Origin of the sequence: Klebsiella sp. D-Nf1, assembly GCF_002810515.1 — a bacterium.
Taxonomy (GTDB): Bacteria; Pseudomonadota; Gammaproteobacteria; order Enterobacterales; family Enterobacteriaceae; genus Klebsiella; species Klebsiella variicola.
Genome location: NZ_PIOK01000001.1, coordinates 1903795 through 1929864, shown reverse-complemented (window position 1 = coordinate 1929864; position 26070 = coordinate 1903795). Strand labels below are relative to the sequence as shown.

At 57.3% G+C, this 26070-nt stretch carries 23 protein-coding genes, 2 tRNA genes and 1 pseudogene; 20 read left to right on the top strand and 6 right to left on the bottom strand.

Annotated features, from left to right (window positions below; genetic code table 11):
• The first annotated feature begins 43 nt into the window (after positions 1-43).
• Positions 44-1666 carry an alpha/beta hydrolase gene (locus CWM54_RS09505; protein WP_100696821.1) on the top strand — a complete coding sequence of 541 codons (1623 nt, stop codon included), beginning with the start codon at positions 44-46 and terminating at the stop codon, positions 1664-1666.
• Here the strand turns inward: CWM54_RS09505 and CWM54_RS09500 are convergent.
• The 3 genes and pseudogenes from CWM54_RS09500 to CWM54_RS09490 form a co-directional block, all read right to left on the bottom strand.
• Complete coding sequence (locus CWM54_RS09500) at positions 1577-2509, bottom strand: nucleoside recognition domain-containing protein (RefSeq protein ID WP_023318652.1); 933 nt, start codon at positions 2507-2509, stop codon at positions 1577-1579. The two genes, CWM54_RS09505 and CWM54_RS09500, sit on opposite strands and share 90 nt — an antisense overlap.
• 118 nt (positions 2510-2627) lie before the next feature.
• The gene (locus tag CWM54_RS09495; protein ID WP_243456653.1) at positions 2628-3548 is read right to left on the bottom strand and encodes an MDR family oxidoreductase; all 921 of its coding nucleotides are present in this window, start codon (positions 3546-3548) and stop codon (positions 2628-2630) included.
• Positions 3481-4306: pseudogene (locus tag CWM54_RS09490) on the bottom strand (TetR family transcriptional regulator C-terminal domain-containing protein). The gene CWM54_RS09495 and the pseudogene CWM54_RS09490 overlap by 68 nt, the downstream one beginning before the upstream one ends.
• Positions 4307-4868: 562 nt before the next feature.
• Between CWM54_RS09490 and CWM54_RS09485 the strand changes: the two are divergent.
• The 8 genes from CWM54_RS09485 (at position 4869) to CWM54_RS09450 (ending at position 13257) form a co-directional block, all read left to right on the top strand.
• Entirely contained in the window at positions 4869-6503 is a 1635-nt protein-coding gene (locus tag CWM54_RS09485) for a Na+/H+ antiporter (protein ID WP_061153985.1), read from the top strand.
• Between the two features lie 453 nt (positions 6504-6956).
• Positions 6957-7886 (top strand): serine O-acetyltransferase EpsC, encoded by a 930-nt coding sequence (epsC, locus tag CWM54_RS09480; RefSeq protein ID WP_008804177.1) that lies wholly within the window; start codon positions 6957-6959, stop codon positions 7884-7886.
• Between the two features lie 63 nt (positions 7887-7949).
• On the top strand, positions 7950-8855 hold the full coding sequence (locus CWM54_RS09475) for a PLP-dependent cysteine synthase family protein (protein ID WP_100696943.1): 906 nt from the start codon (positions 7950-7952) through the stop codon (positions 8853-8855).
• Entirely contained in the window at positions 8848-9276 is a 429-nt protein-coding gene (locus CWM54_RS09470) for a Mov34/MPN/PAD-1 family protein (RefSeq protein ID WP_012541140.1), read from the top strand. Before CWM54_RS09475 ends, CWM54_RS09470 begins: the two co-directional genes overlap by 8 nt.
• Before the next feature lie 59 nt (positions 9277-9335).
• Positions 9336-9626, top strand: coding sequence for a MoaD/ThiS family protein (locus CWM54_RS09465; RefSeq protein WP_008804180.1), 291 nt, complete (start codon positions 9336-9338; stop codon positions 9624-9626).
• Entirely contained in the window at positions 9623-10798 is a 1176-nt protein-coding gene (moeB, locus tag CWM54_RS09460) for a molybdopterin-synthase adenylyltransferase MoeB (RefSeq protein WP_100696819.1), read from the top strand. Before CWM54_RS09465 ends, moeB begins: the two co-directional genes overlap by 4 nt.
• A 37-nt stretch (positions 10799-10835) precedes the next feature.
• On the top strand, positions 10836-11780 hold the full coding sequence (locus tag CWM54_RS09455; protein ID WP_008804182.1) for a family 2A encapsulin nanocompartment shell protein: 945 nt from the start codon (positions 10836-10838) through the stop codon (positions 11778-11780).
• On the top strand, positions 11767-13257 hold the full coding sequence (locus CWM54_RS09450; protein WP_100681249.1) for a cysteine desulfurase: 1491 nt from the start codon (positions 11767-11769) through the stop codon (positions 13255-13257). Before CWM54_RS09455 ends, CWM54_RS09450 begins: the two co-directional genes overlap by 14 nt.
• A gap of 64 nt (positions 13258-13321) precedes the next feature.
• Here the strand turns inward: CWM54_RS09450 and CWM54_RS09445 are convergent.
• A tRNA-Asn gene (locus CWM54_RS09445) sits at positions 13322-13397 on the bottom strand.
• 330 nt (positions 13398-13727) lie between these two features.
• On the opposite strand from CWM54_RS09445, the gene nac reads away from it, so the two are divergent.
• The 3 genes from nac (at position 13728) to ldtA (ending at position 16722) form a co-directional block, all read left to right on the top strand.
• Entirely contained in the window at positions 13728-14645 is a 918-nt protein-coding gene (nac, locus tag CWM54_RS09440) for a nitrogen assimilation transcriptional regulator NAC (RefSeq protein WP_002911729.1), read from the top strand.
• Between the two features lie 106 nt (positions 14646-14751).
• Entirely contained in the window at positions 14752-15702 is a 951-nt protein-coding gene (gene cbl / locus CWM54_RS09435) for an HTH-type transcriptional regulator Cbl (protein WP_100696818.1), read from the top strand.
• A 78-nt stretch (positions 15703-15780) separates the two neighbouring features.
• Complete coding sequence (gene ldtA, locus CWM54_RS09430; RefSeq protein WP_061153989.1) at positions 15781-16722, top strand: L,D-transpeptidase; 942 nt, start codon at positions 15781-15783, stop codon at positions 16720-16722.
• Between the two features lie 58 nt (positions 16723-16780).
• On the opposite strand, the gene CWM54_RS09425 is transcribed toward ldtA, so the two are convergent.
• Positions 16781-17791 (bottom strand): GntR family transcriptional regulator, encoded by a 1011-nt coding sequence (locus tag CWM54_RS09425; protein WP_016161421.1) that lies wholly within the window; start codon positions 17789-17791, stop codon positions 16781-16783.
• 319 nt (positions 17792-18110) lie between these two features.
• On the opposite strand from CWM54_RS09425, the gene CWM54_RS09420 reads away from it, so the two are divergent.
• Genes CWM54_RS09420 through CWM54_RS09385 form a run of 8 tightly spaced genes read left to right on the top strand, consistent with a single transcriptional unit; the run spans position 18111 to position 25878 of the window.
• Positions 18111-19517, top strand: coding sequence for an amidase family protein (locus CWM54_RS09420; protein WP_100696817.1), 1407 nt, complete (start codon positions 18111-18113; stop codon positions 19515-19517).
• A 2-nt stretch (positions 19518-19519) separates the two neighbouring features.
• The gene (locus CWM54_RS09415; RefSeq protein ID WP_016161418.1) at positions 19520-20401 is read left to right on the top strand and encodes a polysaccharide deacetylase family protein; all 882 of its coding nucleotides are present in this window, start codon (positions 19520-19522) and stop codon (positions 20399-20401) included.
• Between the two features lie 32 nt (positions 20402-20433).
• On the top strand, positions 20434-21807 hold the full coding sequence (locus CWM54_RS09410; RefSeq protein WP_100696816.1) for an MFS transporter: 1374 nt from the start codon (positions 20434-20436) through the stop codon (positions 21805-21807).
• 9 nt (positions 21808-21816) lie between these two features.
• Entirely contained in the window at positions 21817-22593 is a 777-nt protein-coding gene (locus CWM54_RS09405) for an SDR family NAD(P)-dependent oxidoreductase (protein ID WP_077265654.1), read from the top strand.
• 9 nt (positions 22594-22602) lie between these two features.
• Positions 22603-23349, top strand: a complete 747-nt coding sequence (locus CWM54_RS09400) for an SDR family NAD(P)-dependent oxidoreductase (protein WP_022065159.1) — start codon at positions 22603-22605, stop codon at positions 23347-23349.
• Positions 23350-23359: 10 nt separating this feature from the next.
• Positions 23360-23671, top strand: a complete 312-nt coding sequence (locus tag CWM54_RS09395; RefSeq protein ID WP_016161414.1) for a hypothetical protein — start codon at positions 23360-23362, stop codon at positions 23669-23671.
• Positions 23661-24683: a CobW family GTP-binding protein gene (locus CWM54_RS09390; protein ID WP_100696815.1), complete on the top strand. Its 1023-nt coding sequence runs from the start codon at positions 23661-23663 to the stop codon at positions 24681-24683. The genes CWM54_RS09395 and CWM54_RS09390 overlap by 11 nt, the downstream gene beginning before the upstream one ends.
• Positions 24684-24687: 4 nt before the next feature.
• Complete coding sequence (locus CWM54_RS09385) at positions 24688-25878, top strand: ABC transporter substrate-binding protein (protein WP_023297892.1); 1191 nt, start codon at positions 24688-24690, stop codon at positions 25876-25878.
• Positions 25879-25968: 90 nt separating this feature from the next.
• Here the strand turns inward: CWM54_RS09385 and CWM54_RS09380 are convergent.
• Positions 25969-26044: transfer RNA gene (locus tag CWM54_RS09380), tRNA-Asn, on the bottom strand.
• Positions 26045-26070: the final 26 nt, after the last annotated feature.

The following is a 26070-nucleotide window of genomic DNA, read 5'->3' as shown; positions in this document are numbered from 1 at the left end:
GGCAGATGAGTTCGGCTACGCGAAAAATATAAGAGGGAGCGTCATGAAGCATGTTTTACGCCACTGGCGAACGTCGGGCGCCGTGATTGGCTCACTGCTAAAAAAAGGGATCATTGCGCTACTGGTGCTGCTGGTGGTCTTTCTCGCCGGGCGGATCTATGAGTCCCAGCGTGGCCCGGCCCTGCATCGCTGGCATACCTGGAGCGCCAACGAGATGTCGGCCGAAGCGATCGACCAGGCGACCTTTGCCCAGTATCTGGCGCGGGAGAAGACGATTTTCGCCGATCTCCAGCGCGAGGTGACAGAGGCTTTGCCGGAAGAAGATAAAACCCCGGTCAACCGCTTTTATCGTCACAGCCGGGTCTGGCCGGGGCAGTTTAAGCAGGACTGGAATCGTTCTTTTGTGCTGTTGCCGCAGGGCAAGCCGCGCGGCAGCGTGGTGTTGCTCCATGGCCTGACCGATTCGCCCTACAGCGTGCGCTATCTGGCGCAACTCTGGCAGCAGCGGGGTTATGTGGCGGTGGTGCCGCGTTTGCCGGGACACGGCACCGCGCCGGGGGCGTTAACGGCGGTGGACTGGGAGACCTGGCTGGCGGCGACGCGTCTGGCGGTGCGCGAAGCGACGCGCCTGGCCGGGGCGGACGTGCCGCTGCATCTGGTCGGCTACTCTAACGGCGGTGCGCTGGCGCTCAAGTATGCTCTCGATAGCCTGGAGGACAGTCACTTGCGCCAGCCGCAGCAGATTATCCTGCTGTCGCCGATGATCGGCGTGACCGCGTTTGCCCGTTTCGCTGGCCTCGCCGGGCTGCCGTCCATCTTCCCGGCGTTCGCCCGCGCGGCCTGGCTGAACGTGGCGCCTGAGTTTAATCCCTTCAAGTACAACTCCTTTCCGGTTAAGGCGGCAAGACAGTCCTGGTTATTGAGCCAGGCGCTGCAGCAGCAGATTATCCGCGCGTCCCGTCAGGGCGAGCTGAAAGCGCTGCCGCCGGTCCTGACCTTTCAGTCGGTGATGGATTCCACGGTCAGCACCCGCGCGGTGGTGGAATCCCTGTATCGCTACCTGCCGGATAACGGCAGCGAGCTGGTGGTGTTCGACATTAACCAGGCGGCGGATCTCCGGGTCCTGTTTCGTCCCGCGCTCTATGCGGCAGTCAATACGCTGCTGCCCCCGGCGCCGCGGGCCTATACCACCACGGTGGTGACCAACGCGACGGCGCACACGCTGCAGACCATCGCCCGTACCACGCTGGCGCAGGAGCAGGATGAGCATCGTTATCCGTTGCATCTCGCCTGGCCGGCGGATATGTACTCTCTGTCGCATGTGGCGGTGCCGTTCCCCCTGAGCGACTCGCTGTATGGTCGCGAGCCGGACGAGAAGAACCGCTACGGCATCAGCCTGGGCACCATTTCACTGCGTGGGGAAACCGGAACGCTGAGCGTGGGGCTGGAGACGTTAATGCGCGTCACCTCCAATCCTTTCTTTCCGTGGATGCTGGCGCGCGTCGATGAGCATATCACCTGCGGCGAGCAGGCGGCGGTGACGGCCTGCCTGAAAGCGCAGGCCAGAGCAGAGGCGTTAAAACAGGATCAGGTGCAGAACGGTACGCAGCAGGATGCCGACGATCGCCGCGGGAACGACAAAGCGAAACAGGCGGACGAACCGTGAGCTGATGCCGAGAAAAATACCGATACCGGGGAGGTCAAAGGTCTGGATCAGCAGGCCTGCCGAGGCGTTGACCTGGCTGACGGTCACTTTGCCCTGCTGGATCAGCTCAGAAATGACGCCAAAGTAGGCGGTGCCCCCGGCGACGCACTTCACCAGCGCCGGCAGCACAAAGTTCTGCGGGATGTGCAGCCAGCCAAGTACCGGCTTCAGCAACTGCTGTAGCAGGTCGATGGCCCCGGCGCCCTGCAGCAGTCCGACGATGGTTAACGACAGGATCAGCATCGGGACTGCGCCGAGCGCCAGGCGGATGGCGTCGGAGCCGGCGCTGTTGATCACCGCCAGTATGCCCTGGCTGTTTTGCTCGGCGTTGGGCAGCGCTTCCGCGCGGGGATTCTCGGCGACCGATAAGCGCCGTCCGGTGACGTGCCAGGCGACGGCGGCCGCGCACAGCCCGCCGACCACCGAGATAACGATCGAGGCCAGCCAGTGCAGACCAAAAGGGGTGAGGGGATAAAAGACATTGCCTTGCCCCATGGCGAACACCATGGCCAGCGTGGCGGCCATTTGCCGGTCCGAGACGCCGCGTTTGTCCATAATCGACAACGTCGCAAGCGGGGCGGCAAAGCTGACAAAGTTAATCTGGATCAGGGCGAAGGCGCTCATCCCGGTTAAGCCGAAGGGCTTCAGCAGCGGGGCAACCCAGCGAACAATCACATCGAGGATGCCGCGGACCTCCAGATATTTCATGATGATCAGCATGATCACCATAATCGGCAACAGCGTATACAGTGCAACGTCAACGGATGATTTACCCGCCGCCATAATGATGCTTATGACATCCATTTACTTTTTTACCACTCGCAAAGGCATCGGTTCGCGTCATCATAATCCCGTGGGGAAGGAAATGATATGCCTTGATCCTCTCGGGATCCGGCGCCGCACGGGCGCCGGGAGAAGAGGATTACTGGCCGATGCTGACCAGCGTGCGGCCGTGAATATTGTTGCTGAGAAAATCTGCGGCATACGCTGGCGCCTGCTCCAGCGTGATTTCGGTGGCCGCCTGCTGGTAGTAGCTCTCCGGCAGAAGCTGAGCCAGACGCTGCCAGACGGCGTCGCGTTCAGCAGTCGGCACCATCACCGAGTCCACCCCCTGCAGGCGCACGTTGCGCAGAATAAACGGCATCACGGTGGTCGGCAGATCGAAGCCCCCGGCCAGACCGCAGGCGGCGACGCAGCCGCGGTATTGCGTCTGCGCCAGCACTTTGGCCAGCATCGTGCCGCCTACGGTATCCACCGCGCCCGCCCACAGCTGTTTCTCCAGCGGACGGGTCTCCGCGAAGTCGCTGCGCGGCAGGATCGCATCGGCGCCCAGCTGGCGCAGGTAATCGTGCGTCGATTCCCGGCCCGATACCGCCGTCACCCGGTAGCCCAGCGCTTTCAGCAACACCACGGCGGTGCTGCCGACGCCGCCGCTGGCGCCGGTGACCAGGATATCCCCGCTTTCCGGAGTGACGCCCGCACTGACGAGGGCATCAACGCACAGCATTGCGGTAAAGCCGGCGGTGCCGATGATCATCGCCTGGCGCGCGCTGAGCGCCGCCGGCTGGGCAACCAGCCAGTCGCCTTTGACGCAGGCTTCGGTGGCCAGGCCACCCCAGTGGTTTTCGCCTACGCCCCAGCCGGTGAGGATCACGTCCTGACCGGGAACAAAGCGCGGATCGCGGCTTTCACTCACCCGTCCCGCAAAATCGATGCCAGGCACCATTGGGAACTGACGGATGATTTTGCCTTTGCCGGTGATCGCCAGGGCATCTTTATAGTTGAGACTCGACCAGTCGATAGCGACCCGAACGTCGCCTTCGGCAAGGGCGGGCAGGTCGATCGCTTTGACGGCGGCGACGGTGCGGTTGTCGATCTGGTCCAGAACTAATGCTTTCATGACAGAGTATTCCTCGTCGGAAGGGGGTTATCGGCGCTAACGCCGTCCTGTGCAGGTGTTTTTGTTGTCATACTGTGCGCAAAAAATTCCCAGTACTGGTGAAGCGGTGCGGCGGACTGGCACAGCCTGGCGCGCATCACCGCGCCTTCCCAGCCGATCCAGAACACCTGGGCCAGCGCGTCCGGTGAGGCGTCGCGGGCAATCGCTCCGGCAGCCTGCGCCTCGTGCAGGCAGCGGGCCACGCGCGACTCCCATGCCGTCAGGATCGCTTTTAATCGCCCGGGAAAGGTGTCGGGTAACAGCGGGGCCTCCTGCAGCAGGTTGCCCACAAGGCAGCCGCGGCGAAACTGGTATTTCTCCATCCCCTTGCCGGCATGACGCACAAAAGCCGCCATCCGTTCCAGCGGCGGCACGGCGTCGTCCAGCAGGAATTTATCTAATTTATGCGCAAAAAAGTCGCCATAGGCGCTAAGCACGGCCAGGCCAAAGGCCTCTTTGCTTTTAAAGCAGTGATAAAACGATCCCTTGGGCACATCGATATTCCTGATAACGGCCTCGATACCCGCCGCGAGATAGCCCGTTTCGGTCAGCACTTCAAGGCCTGAGCGAATCAGCGCCTGGCGCGTATCGTCAAACTGGCGATCGACCTTGGGTGGACGGCCGCGGCGGGGCTTCAGGATGGCGGAGGTATCGGGATTCATCATTTAGACCGTGTGGTTTAATTGTCGGTCAGGGTACGCCCAAACCCGGGATGGGGCAAGCGCAGCGTGGCGGAGGAGAGGGATGTCGAACAACCTGGGTCAGGAAGGCGGCCTGGCATGAGCATTTTCTGGCACTGTACGGTTATCACCGTTGTTTTCGGCAGAGAAATATTACTCTGCGAATTCTATTAGGTTGCCTGGTAATATCCGTATTCGAAATACGATAAGAAGAACTAATAATATAAAGAATATATTGATCCGTGTTCACTATGAGATGGGATAGACAAGCGCCAGAGATGCCTTCATTACGCTGCCGCAGACGCGGATTGTCAATTATTTGCAGACGATGGCGGATTGACAAAGGCGGTACGATAAAACACATTGTCACCCCTGGTTCGGCAGGAGGCGCCACCGTAGTTTAAATAACATCGCCATCATACCGAGATTGCTGACCTCTATTATCGGCGTCTGAAGCAATAAACCGGCGATGAAACAACACCTGCAAGGAAAGGAATAAAAGCGTGATGTACAGAATGAGTATTGCCGTCAGAGGAGGGGGCGAATGTCGCTAATTACTATTGTGTTGGTCTTTATGATGGCCATCGTCGTGACCGTGTTCGTGTCTCATCTTCTGCCCGTTAAGGTACCGCTGCCGCTGATCCAGATCGCCGCAGGCGCCGCGCTGGCCGCCGGCGGATTTCAGGTCGATTTCGATCCGCATATCTTTTTGCTGCTGTTTATCCCGCCGCTGCTTTTCCTCGACGGCTGGCGGATCCCCAAAGACGCCTTTTTCAGGGATATGAAGCCGATTCTGTCGCTGGCGATAGGCCTGGTGATGGTGACGATCCTCGGCATTGGCCTGTTTATACACTGGCTGATCCCGGCTATCACCGTGGCGGCGGGGTTCGCCCTCGCGGCTATTTTGTCACCCACCGATCCGGTGGCGGTATCGGCAATGACCGCCAGCTCGCCGCTTCCTTCAAGGATGGCGCATATTCTCGAAGGGGAGTCGCTGTTAAACGATGCTTCAGGCCTTGTCGCCTTTAACTTCGCCATCGCCGCGGTGCTGACCGGCAGCTTCTCCCCGGGAGACGCGGTGGTGAAGTTTTTCCTGATGGCGTTTGGGGGGATCCTCAGTGGCCTCGTGGTGGTGTGGGTCACCGGCAAATGTAATAACTTTCTCGTGCGCCGCACCCGCGAGGAGCCGGCAATTCAGATCCTGATAAGCCTGCTTATCCCCTTTGCCGCCTACCTGCTGGCCGAGGCGTTCCATGTCTCAGGCATTCTTGCTGCGGTGGCCGCCGGCATTGCGATGCACTATGAGCAGCTGTCGGGTCCCCGACTACCGGCGACGCGTATGAAAAGCAGCGCGGTGTGGACCATGCTGCAGACGACCCTCAACGGCATGATTTTTCTCATGCTGGGCGAGCAGCTGCCGCGCATGCTGAAGACGCTTCCTGCGGTGGCCAGTCAGGCCGGCGTCTCGTCTCCCTGGTATCTGCTGCTGTACGCGGTGGCCATCACGCTGGCGCTTGGCCTGATGCGCTTTGCCTGGGTATGGCTGTCGATGACCCTGACGATTTTCCGCCGTAAGCGCCGGGGCAAGGCTATCACTATTCGTCCGCGATTCAGCATCATGGCCGTCATGGCGCTGGCGGGAGTAAAAGGTTCCGTCACCCTGGCCGGTATCCTGACGTTACCGGTGATGCTGGCGGATGGCTCGCCGTTTCCGGGGCGGGAACTGCTGATCTTTCTCTCAATGGCGGTGATCCTGATGTCGCTCATCGTGGCGGCTGTCGGCCTGCCGTACATGACCCAGTATCTTGCCGATGATTTACCCCATGACACCGGGAAGGACAATATCGGTGCGGTGATGACCGAAGTGGCGATTAACCGCCTGAATGCGCTGCTGGACGAGCCGGTGGACGATCCGAATGAGCAGGCTTTGCGGGTCGATGCGGGCAATATGCTGCTGGAAACGTACCAGCGGCGGCTGCACTATAACGACAGTGACGAGGAGCAGGACGTCGGGCTGGAGCTGGCGAAGCGCGCCAGGCTGGAGAAGTATATGCAAAGAGAGGTCATTATCGCCCAGCGCCAGGAGCTGTTCCGACTGCGGCGCGCCCATAACATCAGTGATACGACCTTTTATGAAGTGCTGCGGGAGATAGATCTGAAGGAAGAAAGCTTGCGCTAACAAACATGGCCTGTGGCCCCGGGCGTAAGCGCTGGAAAGGGGCTGGTTCGCCTTCCGGAAGCGGTGTTCTGCCGCCGTATAAAACAAAGCCTGCTGGGAAGCAGGCTTTTTTATGTTGGCGCCTTTGACGGATCACCGGTGGCTGATGGGCTAGCGGCTCAGAAAGCAGTCCTCGGCTCTGCTTACCGCAAGGGGCCCGCTTTTCGCCCGTCTTACTGAGGTGTGACACCTGCAATGCTTGACCTGGCGGGACGCGATATCACGACTGAGTGAGGTGAGGGGGAGAGAATGCCTTGATTTTTAACTATTTATTCTTTTCAGCTATTGAAAGTCAATAAGGTTATTTGTTTTTAATGTGGGTAATGCATAAAAGTGAGGTAACGCCAAAAAGAATTTTATCGATGTGCTTTTATGAAGGATATTATTATGCCGGAAGCGGGTGAATTGTATCTCTTGCCGAAAAGAGAAAATAACTGGCATTTAAATAATGTCGTCAATGAATTGCGTCGCGTTCGCCAGGCGTGGCGCGATGAGCACGCGAAGAATAATTATCGTAATAAACGGAGTTTACCTTCCCGGGAAAGCGTTAATTCCGTCGCGGATACATTGATAAAAGTGCTTTATCCGATGCGCTTAGGCGACGTGGACTTACGCAAAGAGGGGGAGGATTATTACGTCGGCCATTTGCTCGGCACGGCGCTGGACAGACTCACCGAAGAAGCGCTGCTGGAACTCTATTATCAGTCGGATGAGCAGGCGGAAAATGAGGTCCTGTTGCAGGAGGCGGTCAGACGCGTTCAGCAGTTTGCCAACCGTTTACCGGTGATTCGTCAGCGTCTTGACGGTGATATCCTCGCCGCTTATCAGGGCGATCCCTCCGCACGCAGTATGGATGATGTGCTGCTGTGCTACCCGGGAATTCATGCGGTGATGCACTATCGGTTGGCCCATGAGCTGCATCAGCTCGACCTTCCGCTGCTGGCGCGCATCATCACCGAAAAGGCGCATAGCCAGACCGGAATCGATATTCATCCCGGTGCGCAGATTGATGATGGATTCTTTATCGATCACGGAACCGGCGTGGTCATTGGTGAAACCGCCATCGTCGGTAAACGAGTGCGTATTTATCAAGCTGTCACCCTGGGGGCCAAACGTTTTCTCGTCGGTGAGGATGGACAATTGCAAAAGAATTATCCTCGCCACCCTATTATTGAAGATGACGTTGTGATTTATGCCGGTGCGACAATACTTGGGAGAATTACCATCGGGGCGCGCTCCAGCATCGGAGGAAATATCTGGCTAACCCGTGATGTGCCACCGGACAGTAATGTTCAACAGGCGCGAATTCAGCAGAGGCATTTCAGCGACGGCGACGGCATTTAATCATTACAAGAATAAATAAACCTACCGTTCCCGTACCACTAAAATAGCAGCGTGATCATTATTATGAATTTACTTGAAACGATTGGCGCGACGCCTTTAATAGCCTTGCCCTCTTTTACTGCAGAATTATCGGGTGTCACCCTGCTGGCGAAAGCTGAATTTATGAATCCCAGCGGCTCGGTGAAAGACCGCGCGGCAAAAGCGATGGTACTGGACGGTATTGCGCGGGGGTTATTGACGCCGGATAAAACTATTATTGATGCGACCAGCGGTAATACCGGAATTGCTTACGCGATGATCGGCGCCGCGCTGGGGTATCACGTTCGGCTGTATCTCCCGCAGAATACCAGCCCGGAGCGTAAAAAAATAATTCGTCAGTATGGCGCCACGATTGTGGAGACTGATCCGCTTGAAGGTTCCGATGGCGCTTATCTTGAAGTTCAGGCCCAGGTCGCCGCACACCCGGAGCGCTATTTTTATCCCGACCAGTATAACAATCCCGTTAATCCGCAAACGCATTTCGCGACCACCGGGAAAGAGATCTGGGAGCAGAGCGGAAAGCAAGTCACCCATTTTGTCGCCGGGATGGGTACGTCAGGCAGTTTTGTCGGTACCGCCCGACGGCTGAAGTTCGAGGATCCGCGGGTGAAAACCCTCGCCGTGCAGCCCGCTTCGCCATTCCATGGCATTGAAGGGACTAAGCATATGGGCAGTAGCATTAAACCCGGCATTCTCGACGAAACCCTGTTTGATGATGTGATTTCCGTCACCACCGAGGAGGCCTATGCGAGCGCGCGACGCCTCGCCCGGCGGGACGGCATTTTTGTCGGTATTTCATCTGGCGCCAATGTTGCCGCCGCCGCACGGCTGGCCCGCACGCTGCCGGCTGGTTCGGTGGTGGTCACACTGCTGTGCGATGTGGGCTCCCGCTATTTGACCGACCCTTTCTGGAATGAAACTCATGATTGAATTGACTCGCGAAATCGCCAGACAGATTGGCGCTGAAGGGGAAAAGACCTATCCCAATGAATGCTGTGGTGCGCTTTTTGGCCATTTATCTGCGCAGGGCGATGGCCGCGTGACGGCGATTTTCCCCATCGTCAACGCGCGGGAATCGGAAGAGCAGTACCACCGCTTTGTTATCACCGCCGACGACGCCTTGCGGGCGGAGCGTGCTGCGCTGGCGGAAGGTGTGGATGTCATCGGCTATTACCATTCGCACCCCGATCATCCGGCCATTCCATCGGAATTTGACCGTGAACATGCCCTGCCGTTTTACGCCTACATCATCGTGGCGGTCGCGCAGCGGCAGGCGGGGGCGCTGACCAGCTGGCGGCTCACGCAGGACCGTCTGCGCTTTTTGCAGGAGGAAGTGCACATCGTTTCATGACGTGAATAACAGGCACAACGTTGCCGGAAACCAGAGCAAAACACGGAGAGATTATCACTATGGCATCGACATTACTGATCCCCACTGCGCTACGCGCGTTCACCGACGGTCAGGGGAAGGTGACCCTCGAAGGTCACACCGTTGGGCAGCTGGTCGCGGCGCTGGCGGCGCGATATCCGGACATTCAGCCGCATCTGTATGACGACGCAGGCGCGTTGCGCAGCTTTATCAATCTGTATGTGGGAGAACACAATATTAAAACTACCGGTGGGCTGGAGACGCCGGTTAGCGATGGGGCGGAAGTGCTGCTGGTTCCCGCCATTGCCGGTGGCGTCGGGAAGGCGATATGAGTAGACCGAGTATTATCCCGGACGACCGTCTGACGGAACTGACGCATGCTGAAATTGCCCGCTACAGCCGCCACTTGCTGCTGCCGGAAGTCGGGCTTGAGGGGCAAAAGCGTCTGAAGGCCGCCCGCGTGTTGCTTATTGGCACCGGCGGGTTGGGGGCGCCAGTGGCGCTTTATCTGGCCGCGGCGGGTGTCGGTAAGCTGGGGATTGTCGACTTTGATTTTGTCGATATCTCCAACCTGCAAAGGCAGATTATTCACAGCACCAAAGATATTAACCGGCCCAAAGTCGCTTCGGCGAAAGACAAGATTAAAGCAATCAACCCCGAGATTCAGGTGGAAACCTATAACACCACCCTGAGCAGTAAAAACGCGCTCGAGATCATCCGCGAATACGACCTGGTAGTCGACGGCACGGACAATTATCCCACCCGGTATCTGATCAACGATGCCTGCGTGTTACTGGGTAAGCCGCTGGTCTACGGCTCCATCTTCCAGTTTGAAGGACAGGCCAGCGTCTTTTATGCCGGGCGAGGACCCTGCTACCGCTGCCTTTATCCCGAGCCACCGCCGCCGGGTCTGGTGCCCTCCTGCGCGGAAGGCGGTGTGGTCGGTGTGTTGCCGGGAATTATTGGCACGATTCAGGCCGCGGAAGCCATCAAGCTTATCGTCGGCGGCAGCGAGAGCCTGATCGGCCGTCTGCTGCTCTTTGATGTGTGGCAGATGAAGCAACGTGAACTGCGGCTGGAGAGGGACCCTGGCTGTCCGGTCTGCGGTGAGCATCCGTCGATCCATGCGCTCATCGACTATGAGGAGTTTTGCGGGCTGAAACCCGATGAGTCAGAAGCACCCATTGAAAGCGTCACGGCGCTTGAGCTTCACGCCTGGATAGAGGAGGGAAAACCCCTGCAACTGATCGACATTCGTGAGCCCCACGAAAGAGCGATCGCAAAATTTCCGCAGGCCAAAGTGATGCCGCTGGGTCAGATAGTCAGACGTATTGATGAATTCGATCCGACGGTCGATGCGGTGTTTCTGTGCAAGATAGGGCAGCGCAGTATTTTCGCCATTCGGGCACTCCAGCGCGCAGGTTATCAGGGGCGCGTGATGAATTTAAAAGATGGCCTAAACGCCTGGGCGCGGGATGTCGATACCCGTTTACCGCAATACTAACCTTCAGCTCCACTCTTTCAAACACTAAGGACTTAACATGGCAGAACAAAAAAGTATTAATGCACTGGGGCGTGAAGCCGCGTATCAGTTAGCGAACGTGACCAAAACGGCGCCGCAATTCGCGGCAATTACTCCGCGCTGGGTCAGTCGTTTTCTCGATTATAAAGGGCTGGAGTCGGGAATTTATCGCGTCAACAAGGTCGTGGAGGGAGAGACGCCGCTGGACGTATTATGCAGCCAGGATCCTTCGCGCGTAGAGATACCGCAGGGCTATATTGAGTATCAGACCACACCGCGTGAATATCAGCTGGATTCGATCTCGACCATTATTAACGTCGATACCAAAATCGCCGATCTCTACAGTTCGCCCTATGACCAGGCGTCAGAGCAAATTGCGTTGGCGATCGAAAGCCTGCGTGAACGTCAGGAAAGCCAGCTTATTAATAATGATGAATATGGACTGCTGAAAAATATTGATGACTCGCAGCGCATTCAGACCCGCAACGGCCGCCCGACGCCGGATGATCTGGATGAGTTGTTGTCAAAAGTGTGGAAAGAGCCTTCCTTCTTCCTCGCCCATCCGCGGGCCATTGCCGCCTTTCAGCGTGAGGCCACGCGTCGCGGTGTGCCGCCGGTCACCGTGAACCTGCATGGCGGGACTTTTATTCTGTGGCGCGGTATTCCGCTGATCCCTTCCGATAAACTGTTTGTCGACGGACTGAAGAACCCAAAAAGCCAGGGCGGGAAAACCAATATTCTGCTGATTCGCTCCGGGGAAAGTAAACGCGGCGTGCTGGGACTTTATCAGGAAGGGCTGCCAAACGAGCAGTCTCGCGGGCTGTCGGTGCGCTTCCGCGGGATCGATGACAACGGCGTGGCCTCTTATTTACTCTCACTTTATTGCTCCGCCGCGATCCTGGCCGATGACGCCATTGCCGTGCTGGAAGATGTTGAAGTGGGTGAATATTATGACTACGAGTAATTTATTCACGCTTCCCTATGCGCCGGGCGGATGGCCCGGCGAGGCGGGTGACGCCCCCTCTGCACGCGATTATGGCCTGCCCGACGCGCGGGATCTGCAAGGATTGTTGGGCGATACGCCCGCCCGTCCGCGCGGAGTGGAGGCGGCCTACGCGCCGCGGGTGGTGCCACTGGGCCAGGAGAGCAGGGCGGATATCGCCCCTCGCGGATTTGCGTCATTGCCTGCTTTCGGCTCCCGGCCTGCGCCAGCGGCGCGGGTTGGGCAGATCCCGGTTGAGCGGATCCGTGCGGATTTTCCGATCCTCGCCGAACAGGTGGAGGGGCATCCGCTGGTGTGGCTGGATAATGCCGCGACGACCCAGCGCCCGCAGCAGGTTATCGATCGCATCAGCCATTATTATTTGCACGAGAACTCGAACGTTCATCGGGCGGCGCATACGCTTGCCGCTCGTTCCACCGATGCTTATGAAGCCGCGCGGGAGAAAGTATCGCGCTTTATTGGCGCCCGCGGCCCGGAGAATATCATCTTCGTGCGCGGCACCACGGAGGGACTCAACCTTATCGCGCACAGCTACGTGAAGCCGCTGCTACGCCCTGGGGATGAAATTATTCTCACGCAGCTTGAGCATCACGCCAACATTGTGCCGTGGCAACTTATTGCGCAGGAGACGGGTGCGACGATCCGCGTTGCGCCGGTTGATGAGCACGGACAGTTGATCGTCGAGGAGTATATTCGGTTATTCAACGATAAAACCCGTTTTGTGTCCGCCACTCACGTTTCCAACGCCCTGGGGACCGTGACGCCGGTTCAGGAACTGGTGCAGATCGCCCATCGTTTTGGCGTGCGTATCGCCATCGACGGCGCGCAGTCTATCTCGCATATTCCGACTAACGTCACGGCGCTGGATGCCGATTTCTTCGTCTTCTCCGGGCATAAAATTTTTGGACCTACCGGGATCGGCGTCGTCTATGGCAAGCAGGAGGTGCTGGAAGAGGCGCGCCCGTACCAGGGCGGCGGGAACATGATTGCCGACGTGACCTTTGAACTGACGCGCTATCAGCCTTCGCCGAATAAATTTGAAGCGGGAACGGGCAATATTGCCGATGCCGTCGGGCTGGGGGCGGCCATCGACTATGTGACCTCACTGGGGATCGAAAATATTGCGCAGTATGAGCATGCCTTACTGGAGTATGGGATTGCGAAGCTGTCGGCTATTCCGGGCCTGACGCTGGTCGGCACCGCGGCGAACAAAACCAGCGTCTTGTCTTTTGTGCTGGCGGGGCATGAAAATGAAGCCGTGGGGCGCTATCTCAGTCAGGTTGGCATCGCTGTGCGGTCCGGGCATCACTGTGCGCAACCGATCCTGCGTCGTTTGGGCTATGAGAGTACCGTCCGGCCTTCGCTGGCTTTTTATAACACGCCGCAGGAAATTGATTTTCTCGCCGAACAGGTTGCCCGATTTGCCGCGCGGCAATGACGCCGTAAACCCGCATGAAAAGCGAAAAGCAAAAAGCCTGCTCGAAAGCAGGCTTTTTTAAATTTGGCTCCTCTGACTGGACTCGAACCAGTGACATACGGATTAACAGTCCGCCGTTCTACCGACTGAACTACAGAGGAATCGTGTGAACGGGGCGCATATTAACGATGCCATCCGGCCTTGTCAAAGCCTGATTCAAAGAATTGCGTTCAACTGCTGACAATTTCAACAACCCCTGACTGGATGCCGCTTTTTTCACCATTACGCACCGTTGCGGTGCAAAAATACCCCTAATGGGGCATACCACAATCTGCTTACCGGGCAAATAAAAGCTGGATTGTTATCACTATCCCTTATAACACGGCCTCTGGCGGGCAGCGGCAGCGCAATTGAAAAGCTGGCAAGCAAATTGCAGAACCAGTTACATCATACTTCCAGCGTTGACGCTGGCGTTCCTTACAGGAGGCAAAATGAACTTAAGACGACTGAAATATTTTGTGAAAATCGTCGATATCGGCAGTCTGACCCAGGCCGCTGAAGTCTTGCACATCGCACAACCGGCCCTGAGCCAGCAGGTCGCGACCCTGGAAGGTGAAATGGACCAGCAGTTGCTGATACGCACCAAGCGAGGGGTCACGCCAACAGAAGCCGGTAAAATTCTCTACACCCATGCGCGAACCATCCTGCGCCAGTGTGAGCAGGCGCAGCTGGCGGTCAATAATGTCGGCCAGACGCTGCGTGGTCAGGTCTCGATTGGCCTGGCGCCGGGCACGGCAGCTTCTGCCATTACCATGCCGTTGCTGCAGACGGTGCGTAATGAGTTGCCCGAGGTGATGGTCTATCTGCAGGAGAGCAGCGGCACTGCGCTGAATGACAAGCTGCTGGCTGGTCAGCTGGATATGGCGGTGCTGTATGAGCGTTCGCCAGTGGCCGGTATCGTCAGCCAGCCGCTGCTAAAAGAGGATCTCTATCTGGTGGGTACCCGCGACTGCCCGGGACAGAGCGTGGATCTCACGGCGGTGGCGGAGATGAACCTGTTCCTGCCGCGGGATTACAGCGCGGTTCGGGCGCGGGTCACTGAGGCGTTCACCCTGCGTCGTCTGTCGGCGAAAATTATCGGCGAGATCGAATCCATTACCACCCTGACCGCGGCCATCGCCAGCGGTATGGGGGCGACGGTCCTGCCGGAATCCGCTGCCCGCTCCCTGTGCGGCGCGGCAAACGGCTGGATGGCGCGGATTAGCACGCCGTCGATGAGCCTGTCGCTGTCGCTGAATATGTCGGCACGCGGCAGTCTGTCGCCGCAGGCGCAAGCGGTGAAAGAGATCCTGCTGTCTCTGGTGAGCCGCCCGTCGCTGGAGAACCGTGAACTGCAGCTGGTTAGTTAGGCTATATTCTCTTAAGGAATAAGTTGCTGGTTTTTATTATTTGTTACCTGGGACAACAGACTTTAACAATAGCAGATACGTTAAGTCCATTGGCCCGGAGGAAAGGGTGAACTTCCAGCAACTGAAAATTATCCGTGAGGCGGCCCGTCAGGATTACAACCTGACGGAAGTCGCGAACATGCTCTATACCTCGCAGTCAGGCGTCAGTCGCCATATCCGGGAACTGGAAGAGGAGCTGGGGATTGAGATCTTTATCCGTCGCGGTAAGCGCCTGTTAGGCATGACCGAGCCGGGTAAAGCGCTGTTATCCATTGCCGAGCGCATCCTCAATGAAGCCAGCAACGTCCGGCGGCTGGCGGATCTTTTTACCAATGATGCCTCCGGCGTCTTAACCATCGCCACCACCCACACCCAGGCGCGCTACAGCCTGCCGCCGGTGATTAAAGCCTTCCGCGAGCTGTTCTCAGATGTTCGCGTCGAGCTGGTGCAGGGCACCCCGCAGGAAATCGAAGCGCTGCTGCATAACGGTGGGGCGGATATCGGTATCGCCAGCGAGCGCCTGAGCAACGACCCGACGCTGGCGGCTTTCCCCTGGTTCCGCTGGCATCACAGCCTGCTGGTGCCGAAGGATCATCCTTTGACGCAGGTTTCTCCTCTGACGCTTGAGGCAATAGCCCGCTGGCCGTTAATCACCTATCGCCAGGGGATCACCGGCCGTTCGCGAATCGATGAGGCCTTCAACCGCAAAGGGCTGATGCCGGATATTGTGCTGAGCGCCCAGGATTCCGATGTCATCAAGACCTACGTCGAGCTGGGGCTGGGCGTCGGGCTGGTCGCCGAGCAGTCCGGGGATGCCCGGGAAGCGGACACCTTTACGCGCCTCGATACCCGCCATCTGTTCGATGCCAATACCGTGTGGCTGGGGTTGAAGCGGGGCCAGCTGCAGCGCAACTACGTCTGGCGCTTAATCGAACTGTGCAATGCCGGACTGTCGCTGGATGAAATTAAGCGTCAGGCGATGGAGCCGGAAGAGGCTGCTATCGACTATCAGATTTAAGTCATGGTGGGTCAGCGGATCGAGGCGAGGAAATAACGCTATAATTCACACACGAGAGTCGCGACTGAGGAAGGGAAAATGACGATGCGGCGTGTGAAATTACTTTGTTCTGCGCTGATGCTGCTCGCCAGCCACGGCGCACTGGCCGTCAGCTACCCGCTGCCGCCGGAGGGAAGCCGTCTGGTGGGCAGCGCATTTACCATCGCCGTCCCGGAGAACAACACCCAACCACTGGAAAGTTTTGCTGCCCAGTACGGCCAGGGGTTGAGCAATATGCTGGAAGCCAACCCCGGCGTCGATGTCTATTTGCCGCACTCCGGTTCGACGCTGACTATTCCGCAACAGTTGATCCTGCCTGACACCGTGCGCGAAGGGATCGTCATCAACGTCGCCGAAATGCGTCTCTATTATTACCCGCCGCTGGGCAATAGTGTGGAAGTGCTGCCGATAGGCATTGGCCAGGCCGGGCGTGAAACCCCGCGTAACTGGGTGACGGCGGTAGAGCGCAAGCAGGAGGGACCGACCTGGGTTCCGACCGCCAATACCCGGCGCGAGTATGCGAAAGAGGGCAAAACCCTGCCGGCGCTGGTGCCGCCCGGGCCTGATAATCCGATGGGGCTGTATGCGATCTACATCGGCAGGCTGTACGCCATCCACGGCACCAACGCCAACTTTGGCATCGGGCTGCGCGTCAGCCAGGGGTGCATTCGCCTGCGCAATGACGATATTAAATTCCTGTTTGATAACGTACCGGTGGGGACGCGCGTCCAGCTAATCGATCAGCCGGTGAAGTACACCGTAGAGCCGGACGGCAGCCATTGGCTGGAGGTGCACGAGCCGCTGTCGCGCAATCGGGCGGAATTTGAATCCGACAGAAAAGTCCCCTTGCCGATGACCTCGGCGCTGCGCGAGTTTACCCAGGGGCCGGGAGTGAGTCCTTCGCAGGCCGAGCAAACCCTGCAGCGCCGCTCCGGCATGCCGGTGAATATCAGCGCCTCAGCGGTGCAGGGGAGTTTGTAAGTGTCGAACGACTGGCTGTCCCTGGCGGGCTGACCGCCCTCTGCGGGACGCCATCTGCTTAGTTCGCTTCCATAAAGTTGGGTAAGTCGGGGACAGGCAGCACGGAAAGCACTTTTAAACGCTGAAGGGTCCGGGATTGCGCGCGTTCAAGGTGATCTTTCAGGCAGGCGGCCGCCAGCGCCCAGTTTCCTTTCAGCAACATGTCATACACCAGAGCGTGTTCTTCCAGGGTGGCGGTTTCTACCGGAATGGCCAGTAAATCATAGAAGATACGCGTGATGATGAAAGGAGACTGATGCTGGCGCAGGATCTGCATCATCAGCTTATTACCTGCGGGCTCGAGGCAGCGGATGTGAAGATCTTCTTCCAGTAACTCCAGTTCCGCGGCAGTCAATTGTCGACCTTTATAACCTTGCGTCTTTTGCAGCATGGACGCCAGCCACGCCGACGAAAGGTGAGGTCCAGCCTTGCACAACGCTGCGGGTTCGAGGCTGGCGCGGATCTCGAAGTGATCGGCGATTTCGCGCGCGGTAAGCGGGCCGGTCAACCACTGTGAGTAAGGCTCTTTTTCTACCAGTCCCTTGTCGCGCAAACGCATCAGACTTTCACGGATTACCGAGCGGCTAACATTATAATATTGTGCCGCTTTTTGCTCATTTACCGAATAACAGCCAAATACCATGGCTGTTGAGAGTACAACCTGCAGGTTCTCCAGCACCTTTTCACCACTGGTGCGGGTATCCACCAATGGCTGCTGTTCATCAAGGCCGAAGAGCTCCCGGGTCAGGGCGAGGCGCAATGGCTCGACCTCTTCGTCAGGCTGTGCCACGATAAAACCACGCCCCTCGAAGCGGGTAATTAATCCTTCTTCATGTAACAGGCTGAGCGCCCGACGCACCGGCACCCGGCTGGTACCGAATAATTGTGCTAACGGACCCTCCAGAAGTACCAGCCCCTTTGGCACTCGCTGGGCAACCAGAATATGACGTAAAAACTGACGAATAACTTCATAGCGCGCAGCGGCGGTATCTTCCGTTGCCGCATGCGAAGGGTTTGTCTGCATGACCATATTTTCGATCCTTACCTCATCAAACTTACCTTATCACATCCTGAGCGGTGTCATACCAACCCCCATCATTAGCACCGCGGTAGTGCAGGCTGCCCACTAATGGATCATAATATAAAATATACATTTATGACTCCGGTTCATGATGCTCTTCTACACCTGTTATCTCATTGCTTCGCCCACTTCTATCTTCTTGATATTACTATAATAAAACAAAATTAATACGATATGATCACATTTTAGACACTTTTTTGTCATTGTTCTGGCACTCGTTTTGCTATGTTTAAATGGATTTTTATTTAAATATACATTTAAGGGTGATATGAACGCGAATACGATTCGCCTGCAATTTCAGCGGGGCCAGATTGATGCCTGTGCCATTGCGGCGCTGTTTGCCAGAGGTCAGCTTTCGCCACTTGCCTTTACGGAAGCCTGCCTGACGGCGGCCAAAGAGACCCAAGGGATTTTTATTACGCTGACTCCCGAACGCGCCCGTCAGGAGGCTGCCGCCTCGACGCAGCGCTGGCGCGAGGGCACGCCGCTGAGCCCGTTGGATGGTATTCCGGTCTGCTGGAAAGATTTATTCGATATCACCGGGACCCGAACCACTGCAGGATCCGCAACCCGCCTGGATGCGCCTCTCGCGACACACGATGCCGGAATGGTGGCGCGCCTGACGCAGGCGGGAATGGTGACTATCGGCAAAACCAATCTGAGTGAGTTTGCCTTTTCCGGTCTGGGTATTAACCCAACGTTTACCACGCCGGCATTACTGGCAACCGATGGCGAGGAACATGTTCCTGGTGGCTCTTCCAGCGGCGCGGCGCGAGCGGTTGCTCAAGGGGTGGCCTGCATTGCAATAGGAACGGATACCGCGGGTTCCGTGCGCATCCCGGCTGCGTTTAACGGAGTGATCGGTTTTCGCGCCAGCCGTCATCGCTATGACGCGAGCGGAGTGTTTCCCCTGGCGGCGTCTCTCGATACGCTCGGGCCTCTTTGTCGCAGCGTCCGTGATGCTTACGCCCTTGATGTCATTCTCTGTGGCGAGGAGACGACTTCGTCGACGGTGTCACGGTTAATTGTCGATCCGGAAATTCTCAATGCCGCTGATATTAGCGTCCGTGACAACGGTGCTTCGTTGCTGTCCCGATTAGCGGCGTCAGGCGTCGTTGTTGAATATCGGCGCCTGCCAGCCTTACATGAAGCACTTACCTGGATTGCTCACCATGGCTGGCCAGGGGCGATTGAAGCCTTTCAGTTACATGCCTCTCTGCTGGCGTCACCGGCAGCAACAGCGATGGATCCCCTCATTCGCCGCCGATTGCTGGCCTCCGGCACGATTGATCCGGCGGTGCTCACCACCTTTTTGCGTCTACGTCCGGTCTGGCAGCTGGCACTGGCTGAAGAACTCAATGGCGCGATTTTGGTGACACCAACGGTCGCGCATACCGCGCCGCGGCTGGCGCCCTTGCAGGCGGATGCTGAGGCATTTGCCCTCGCCAATAGCGCCACGCTGCGCTTAACCATGCCAGGCAGTTTACTGGATATGCCCGGTCTCGCTGTGCCAAGCGGTACGACCGCGAACGGCCTGTATACCAGTCTGCTTTTCTCTTCACCGAACGGTGAAGATCGCTCGCTTTTAAGCGCTGCCTGTGCGGTAGCGCATCTGCTGGCGCCTTCCAAAGGTGATGGCGCTAATTCGTTATCCCTCAACTCAAAAGGAAAATAAACATGGCCAAAGAAATCCTTTGCGCATTTGGTGTGGACGTTGATGCCGTTGCCGGCTGGCTGGGGTCATACGGTGGCGAAGATTCTCCGGATGATATTTCACGCGGCTTGTTTGCCGGGGAAGTGGGCGCGCCGCGGCTGCTGAAACTGTTCGCGGAGCAGCAATTACGTACGACGTGGTTTATTCCCGGGCATTCGATAGAAACCTTTCCGGAGCAGATGAAAGCGGTTGTGGAGGCAGGACATGAGGTGGGGATCCATGGTTATAGCCATGAGAACCCGATTGCCATGACGCCAGCCCAGGAGGAAGCGGTGCTGGATCGTAGCATCGAACTGGTGACGCAGTTAGCCGGTAAACGCCCGACCGGGTATGTGGCGCCGTGGTGGGAGTTTAGCAATGTGACTAACGAGCTGCTGTTAAAAAAGGGCATTAAATACGACCACAGTCTGATGCACAACGACTTCCATCCGTACTATGTCAGGGTTGGCGACAGCTGGACAAAAATCGACTACAGCAAGCATCCCGATGCGTGGATGAAACCATTGCAGCGCGGACAGGAGACGGATCTGGTTGAAATTCCAGCCAACTGGTACCTCGACGATCTACCACCGATGATGTTTATCAAAAAATCCCCTAATAGCCATGGCTTCGTTAACCCTCGTCATCTGGAGGAGATGTGGCGCGACCAGTTCGACTGGGTTTATCGCGAAAATGAGTACGCCGTCTTCACCATGACTATCCATCCCGATGTTTCCGGCCGTCCTCAGGTGTTGTTAATGCTTGAACGCCTGATTCAGTACATCCGTAGCCACGATGGCGTTCGCTTCGTGACCTTTGACGAAATTGCAGATGATTTTAAAGCGCGCAAACCGCGCTCGGCATAATGTCATTTACCCCCTGACAGAGGGATTACGCTATGAGCATTTTTAACAAAACTTCCGTAAACGGCTGGCAGCCGCAGCAGTTAACCATCAAGGATGTGAAATTTGCCACCTGGATTGCCTTTTTTGCCTGGGTTTTCGCTGTCTACGATTTCATCCTTTTTGGCACATTATTGCCGGAAATCGGTCTCCATTTTGGCTGGGATGAGGTAGAGCAAGCGGAAATCGCCACCTGGGTGGCGGTTGGCGGCGCAGTGATTGCGCTGGCGATTGGTCCGCTGGTCGATCGTCTGGGACGCCGGATGGGGATTGTCATTACCGTTGGCGGTGCCGCGTTGTGCTCATTATTGACCGCTGTGGGCGGTGCATGGGGGAAAGGGGCGCTGACGGCCATTCGCTCTGTCGCGGGGTTGGGCTACGCGGAACAAACGGTGAACGCTACCTATTTATCAGAACTGTATACCGCGCTCGACGATCCAAAACTCAATAAACGTAAAGGGTTTGTCTACAGTCTTGTGCAAGGTGGTTGGCCGGTCGGTGCACTAGTCGCTTCAGCGCTGACCGCCATTTTAATGCCCATCATCGGCTGGCAGGGCAGCTTCATTTTTGCAGCATTACCCTCACTGGTTATCGCTGTGCTGGCGCTAAAACTTAAAGAAACACCTCAATTCCAGGTACAAAAGAAAATCCAACATTTGCGTGAACAAGGGCAGGTCGCCGAAGCCCGTCAGGTAGCCCAGGATTATCAGATTTCATGGGAGGAACATCACCGCGGTGGGATTGCCGCAGCGTTTCGAGGCACATCGCTGCGCGCCACCCTGGTACTGGGGGCGGCGGTACTGATCAACTGGTTTGCCATTCAGATTTTTAGCGTGCTCGGTACGACGGTCATCACCAAAACCCATGATGTTTCTTTTAACAACTCGTTGCTTATCTTAATCCTGTCCAATCTGGTGGGCTATTGCGGTTACCTGGCCCATGGCTGGCTGGGCGACCGGATTGGGCGTCGTAATACTATCGCGGTCGGCTGGATGCTGGGGGGGGTGGCGTTTGCTGGCATGCTCTACTGCCCGGACAACTTTGCCGCTATCGTCACGCTGTACAGTATTGGTTTGTTCTTCCTGATTGGTCCCTACGCGGCAGCGCTGTTTTTCATTAGTGAAAGCTTTCCTACCGCCATCCGTGCTACGGCAGGGGCGTTGATTGGCGCGATGGGACCGGTCGGGGCGATCATCGCCAGCGTTGGTACCACCGCAGTGTTAAGCCATGGAGGGCACTGGCAGGATGCTGCGCTGTGGTTTGGCGCCATACCCTGCTTTATCTCAGGTGTGGTGATGTGGCTGGCGCGTGGCGATGTCCAGCACGCGTCAGGGATGAACAAGACCGTTAACACACAACCTCAGGCGTAAGGAGCAATGATGGAAACCACAAACATCAGTCAGCGAGTAGCGGCAATCAGTGGTGCGGCAAGCGGCATTGGTCTGGCGCTGGCCACCCTGTATGCCCGCCGCGGAATACGGGTGATCGCCGGTTACTACCCGGACGATCCGCATGACCCTACTGTCGCCGCTGCACAGGTTGAGGAGGCTGGTGGCGATGCACTCTGGCTGCCGCTGAATGTCGCCGATACGGCGTCGGTTGATACGTTTATAGCGCAAGGCGTCGCTCATTATGGCCGTCTTGATTATGTCATCGCCAATGCGGGGATCTTACGCTGCGCGTCTATTGAAGAGATGAACGACGACCGCTGGAACGAAATGCTTAATGTGGACCTCACCGGCGTGATGCGGTGTTTCCGGGCGGCTACGCCACGACTGGTCAGCGGTGGGAGTTTGGTCGCTATCTCATCGATTGCCGGGGGCGTCTATGGCTGGCAGGAGCACGCCCACTACGCGGCGGCGAAAGCCGCAGTCCCAGGGATTTGTCGCTCACTGGCCGTTGAGCTTGCACCGCGAGGTATTCGCTGCAACGCCGTGATCCCCGGATTGATTGAAACCCCACAGTCGCTGGATAAGCAGAACTCTCTGGGGCCGGAGGGGCTGGCAAAAGCAGCCAGATCGATTCCACTGGGACGGGTTGGCTGTCCGGATGATATCGCTCGCGTAGTGGCTTTTCTCACCAGCGACGAAAGCCGTTATCTGACCGGGCAAAGCCTTATTGTCGACGGTGGTTTGACCGTCCGCTGGCCGGATTAAGGAGCCACTATGCAGTTGCAAAACAGACGTTGTGTTGTGACGGGCGCGGCAAGTGGTATCGGCGAGGCTATCGCACTGCTTTTTGCCGGGGAAGGGGCACGACTGATACTCACCGACCGGGACCGTAATAAACTGGAAGGGGTGGTACAGCGTTGTCGGTTAATTGGGGCGCATTGCTATGGCGTGGTGGCTGATGTCGGCGAGGTCGACGGGGCAACGGCTGGTGTGGATGCCTGCCTGGGGCACTATGAAGGGATTGACGTGCTGGTCAACAATGCAGGCATGCTTACCCAGGCTCCCTGCACCGATATCACTCTGGATATGTGGGAAACCATGATGGCCGTCGATCTGCGCAGCGTGTTTCTGGCCTGCCAGCGAGCTCTGCCAGTGATGTTAAGCCAACGCTGGGGACGCATTATCAATATCGCTTCCCAACTGGGCATCAAAGGTGGGGCAGAGCTGTGTCACTATGCGGCCGCTAAGGCTGGCGTGATCGGCCTGACGAAATCTCTGGCGCTGGAAGTCTCCAGCCGAAATGTGCTGGTTAACGCTATCGCCCCAGGACCGATTGAAACCCCGCTTATTGAGGGTATTCACCAGGCGTGGAAAACGGCCAAAACGGCGGAGCTGCCGCTGGGGCGCTTTGGGCGAGCAGAAGAAGTGGCGCCGGTGGCGCTGCTGCTGGCCAGCGAGCCTGGGGGTAACCTGTTCGTTGGCCAGACGCTGGGGCCAAATTCGGGTGATGTGATGCCTTGAGGAGTGGATGATGTGCGGAGTGTGCGGCCTGCTTGATAACGGGCCGCAGTGGAGCGATCCGCTGCGGCAGGATATTCCCCTACGCCAGCTGCGTCTGCGGCAGCTGGCATTACTAAACCGTACGCTGAAGCCCTGGCGCCTCTCGCTGACGGAGTTTCATGGTCAATGGCTGCTGGCCAGCCCGACGGGACAACAGGTGCTGGTCCACTCCCTGGATCGGTTGTGGAAAGAAGCCGAGAACATGCTGCATCAGGCGATCGATCCGCTCGATGATGCCTGGTTAGCCTCGCTTGAGGCCAAAGGGGAAAACGATGCCTGCTGAAGAGAAATTACCCCTCCATGTGCTGAGCGGGTTCCTGGGTAGCGGTAAAACAACGCTGCTGAAAAACTGGCTCGCCCGGCAGGACGTGAACGATATTGCTCTGCTGGTGAATGAGTTTGGCGAGGTGGGGATCGACCATCATCTGCTTCACGCAGTCGCGCCGGATACTGTGTTATTGCCGAGCGGTTGCGTATGCTGTCAGATTCGAGGGGAATTGCAGGCCGCTCTGCTGGCGCTTTATGAACGGCGGGCGCGCGGCCTGATCCCGGCGTTTCGCTACGTTGTTCTGGAAACCAGCGGGCTGGCCGATCCGGCTCCCATCTTATCGACACTTCTCCACGATCGTCAGTTGCAGAGCCATTTCACGCCAGGGACGCTGGTCACACTCGTCGATGCGGAACATGCCCACCGTCAAGCCGATCTTCAGCCCGAGTGGCTTGCGCAGGTGACGGCGGCGGACAAACTGCTGGTGAGTAAAAGCGATCGCGTTGCCCCCGAGGAGACGGTGACGCTCGAGCAGTGGCTGCGTCAGCTTAATCCGCTGGCGGAAGTGAGCACTACGCGGCTGGCGCAGGATACCCCGGACTGGCTGTTCCGAAGTGAAGTATTTCGCGGCTCTTATGAACAGCGTTTCCGCTGGTTAGGGTCATGTGCTGACAGCACGTTTTCGTTGGTGCCAAAGCGCGATGGCGGGGCGCATCCCACGACAGAAACATGCGTGATTTCGCTTGAGCAGTCGTTAAACTGGCCCGCTTTTGCTATCTGGTTATCCATGCTATTACATTGCCATGGTAACGCGGTGCTGAGAATGAAAGGCATTTTGCGTGTAAGCGACAGTGAGACTCCGGTGGTTATTCATGGTGTACAGCACACGTTGCATCCTCCGGTGCATTTGGATGACTGGCCTGGAGCCTTAAGCCATTCAACGTTGGTATTTATCTTACGTGGACTGGAGGCGCATCGCTTGCAGCAGGCCTTTAGCCGCTTTATGCAAGTATTACAGGAGTCCTGAAGGGATGAGTTCTGCGGCGATTATTTCTCCTCCATTAACGCTTCGGGTTTTGGGCACGTCGGTGACATTACTGGAGATATTGCGTGTTCGCGCTGAGCAGGAGCTGGGGATTAAGATCGAATACCTGCTGCATAGCGTGGAAGATGCCCAGCGCATCGCGGTTATGCAGCCTGACAGTTACGATCTCTATGACCAGTGGTTTCATAATATCGATTTTGTCTGGCCGGCACGTGCTATTCAGCCGCTGGAGGTGAAGCGGCTGAAATATTGGGACGAGGTGAACGAACTGGCGAAGCAGGGCACCCTGAACGGCGTTGTGGCCGATGGCAGCGTACCGTCCCAGCGCTTGTACGTTCAACGGGATCGCCATTTAAGCAGCCAGCCGAGCGATCTCATCAGCATGCTGCCATTGACGCATAATGCCGATAGCTTTGCTTATCATGTCGACCGTCTTCCCGAGGCGCTTCAGCAGGAAGAAGAGAGTTGGGGATGGCTGCTGCATAGCGCGCTTACTGGCGCGGTCGCCCTGCAGGAGGATGCAGCTATGGGAGGGATCGATGCCGCTCTGGCCATGCAGGGCGCGGGGATGGCGCAGTTTGCCGATATTGGCAATTTGACGTTGGAAGAGATCGATGTTTTGACACAAGGATTAGCCCATCTTAATCGCCAGGGACACTTTGCCGCATTCTGGTCGTCCCAGGAGCAGGCATGCGATTTAATCGATAATCGATGCGTTGAGGTCCAGAGCTTATGGGCTCCCATCTATTTCCGGCACCATTTCCATCAGCGAGGCTATAAAATGGCGCGCCCGCGCGAAGGCTATCGGGCGTGGTATGGCGGCATGTCGCTATCTCGCTGCGTGACCGGGAAGGTAAAAGAAGCGGCCTATGATTACCTTAACTGGTGGCAGTCTGGTTGGCCCGGCGCAGTAATGGCCCGGCAGGGGTATTATATTTCCAACCCTCAGCGGAGCCGCGCTTGTCTGTCTCAGGCCGAATGGGACTATTGGTATGCAGGAAAACCGGCAGCTGAATTACTCCTCGATGCCTCTGGCGCGCCGCTTATTCCTGCGGGTGAGCGTCGGGATGGTGGAAGCTACGAGCAGCGGATGGGACATATTGCGGTATGGAATTCGGTGATGGATGAACATAACTATCTGACGCGACGCTGGCAGGAGGCGCTGATGCGCCGCTAGCTCTTATGCGGCTGGGCCGGACAGAAGTGAGGCAGACCTGACGGAAGCTAAAAAGCAAAAAGCCTGCTCGAAAGCAGGCTTTTTTAAATTTGGCTCCTCTGACTGGACTCGAACCAGTGACATACGGATTAACAGTCCGCCGTTCTACCGACTGAACTACAGAGGAATCGTGTGAACGAGGCGCATACTACT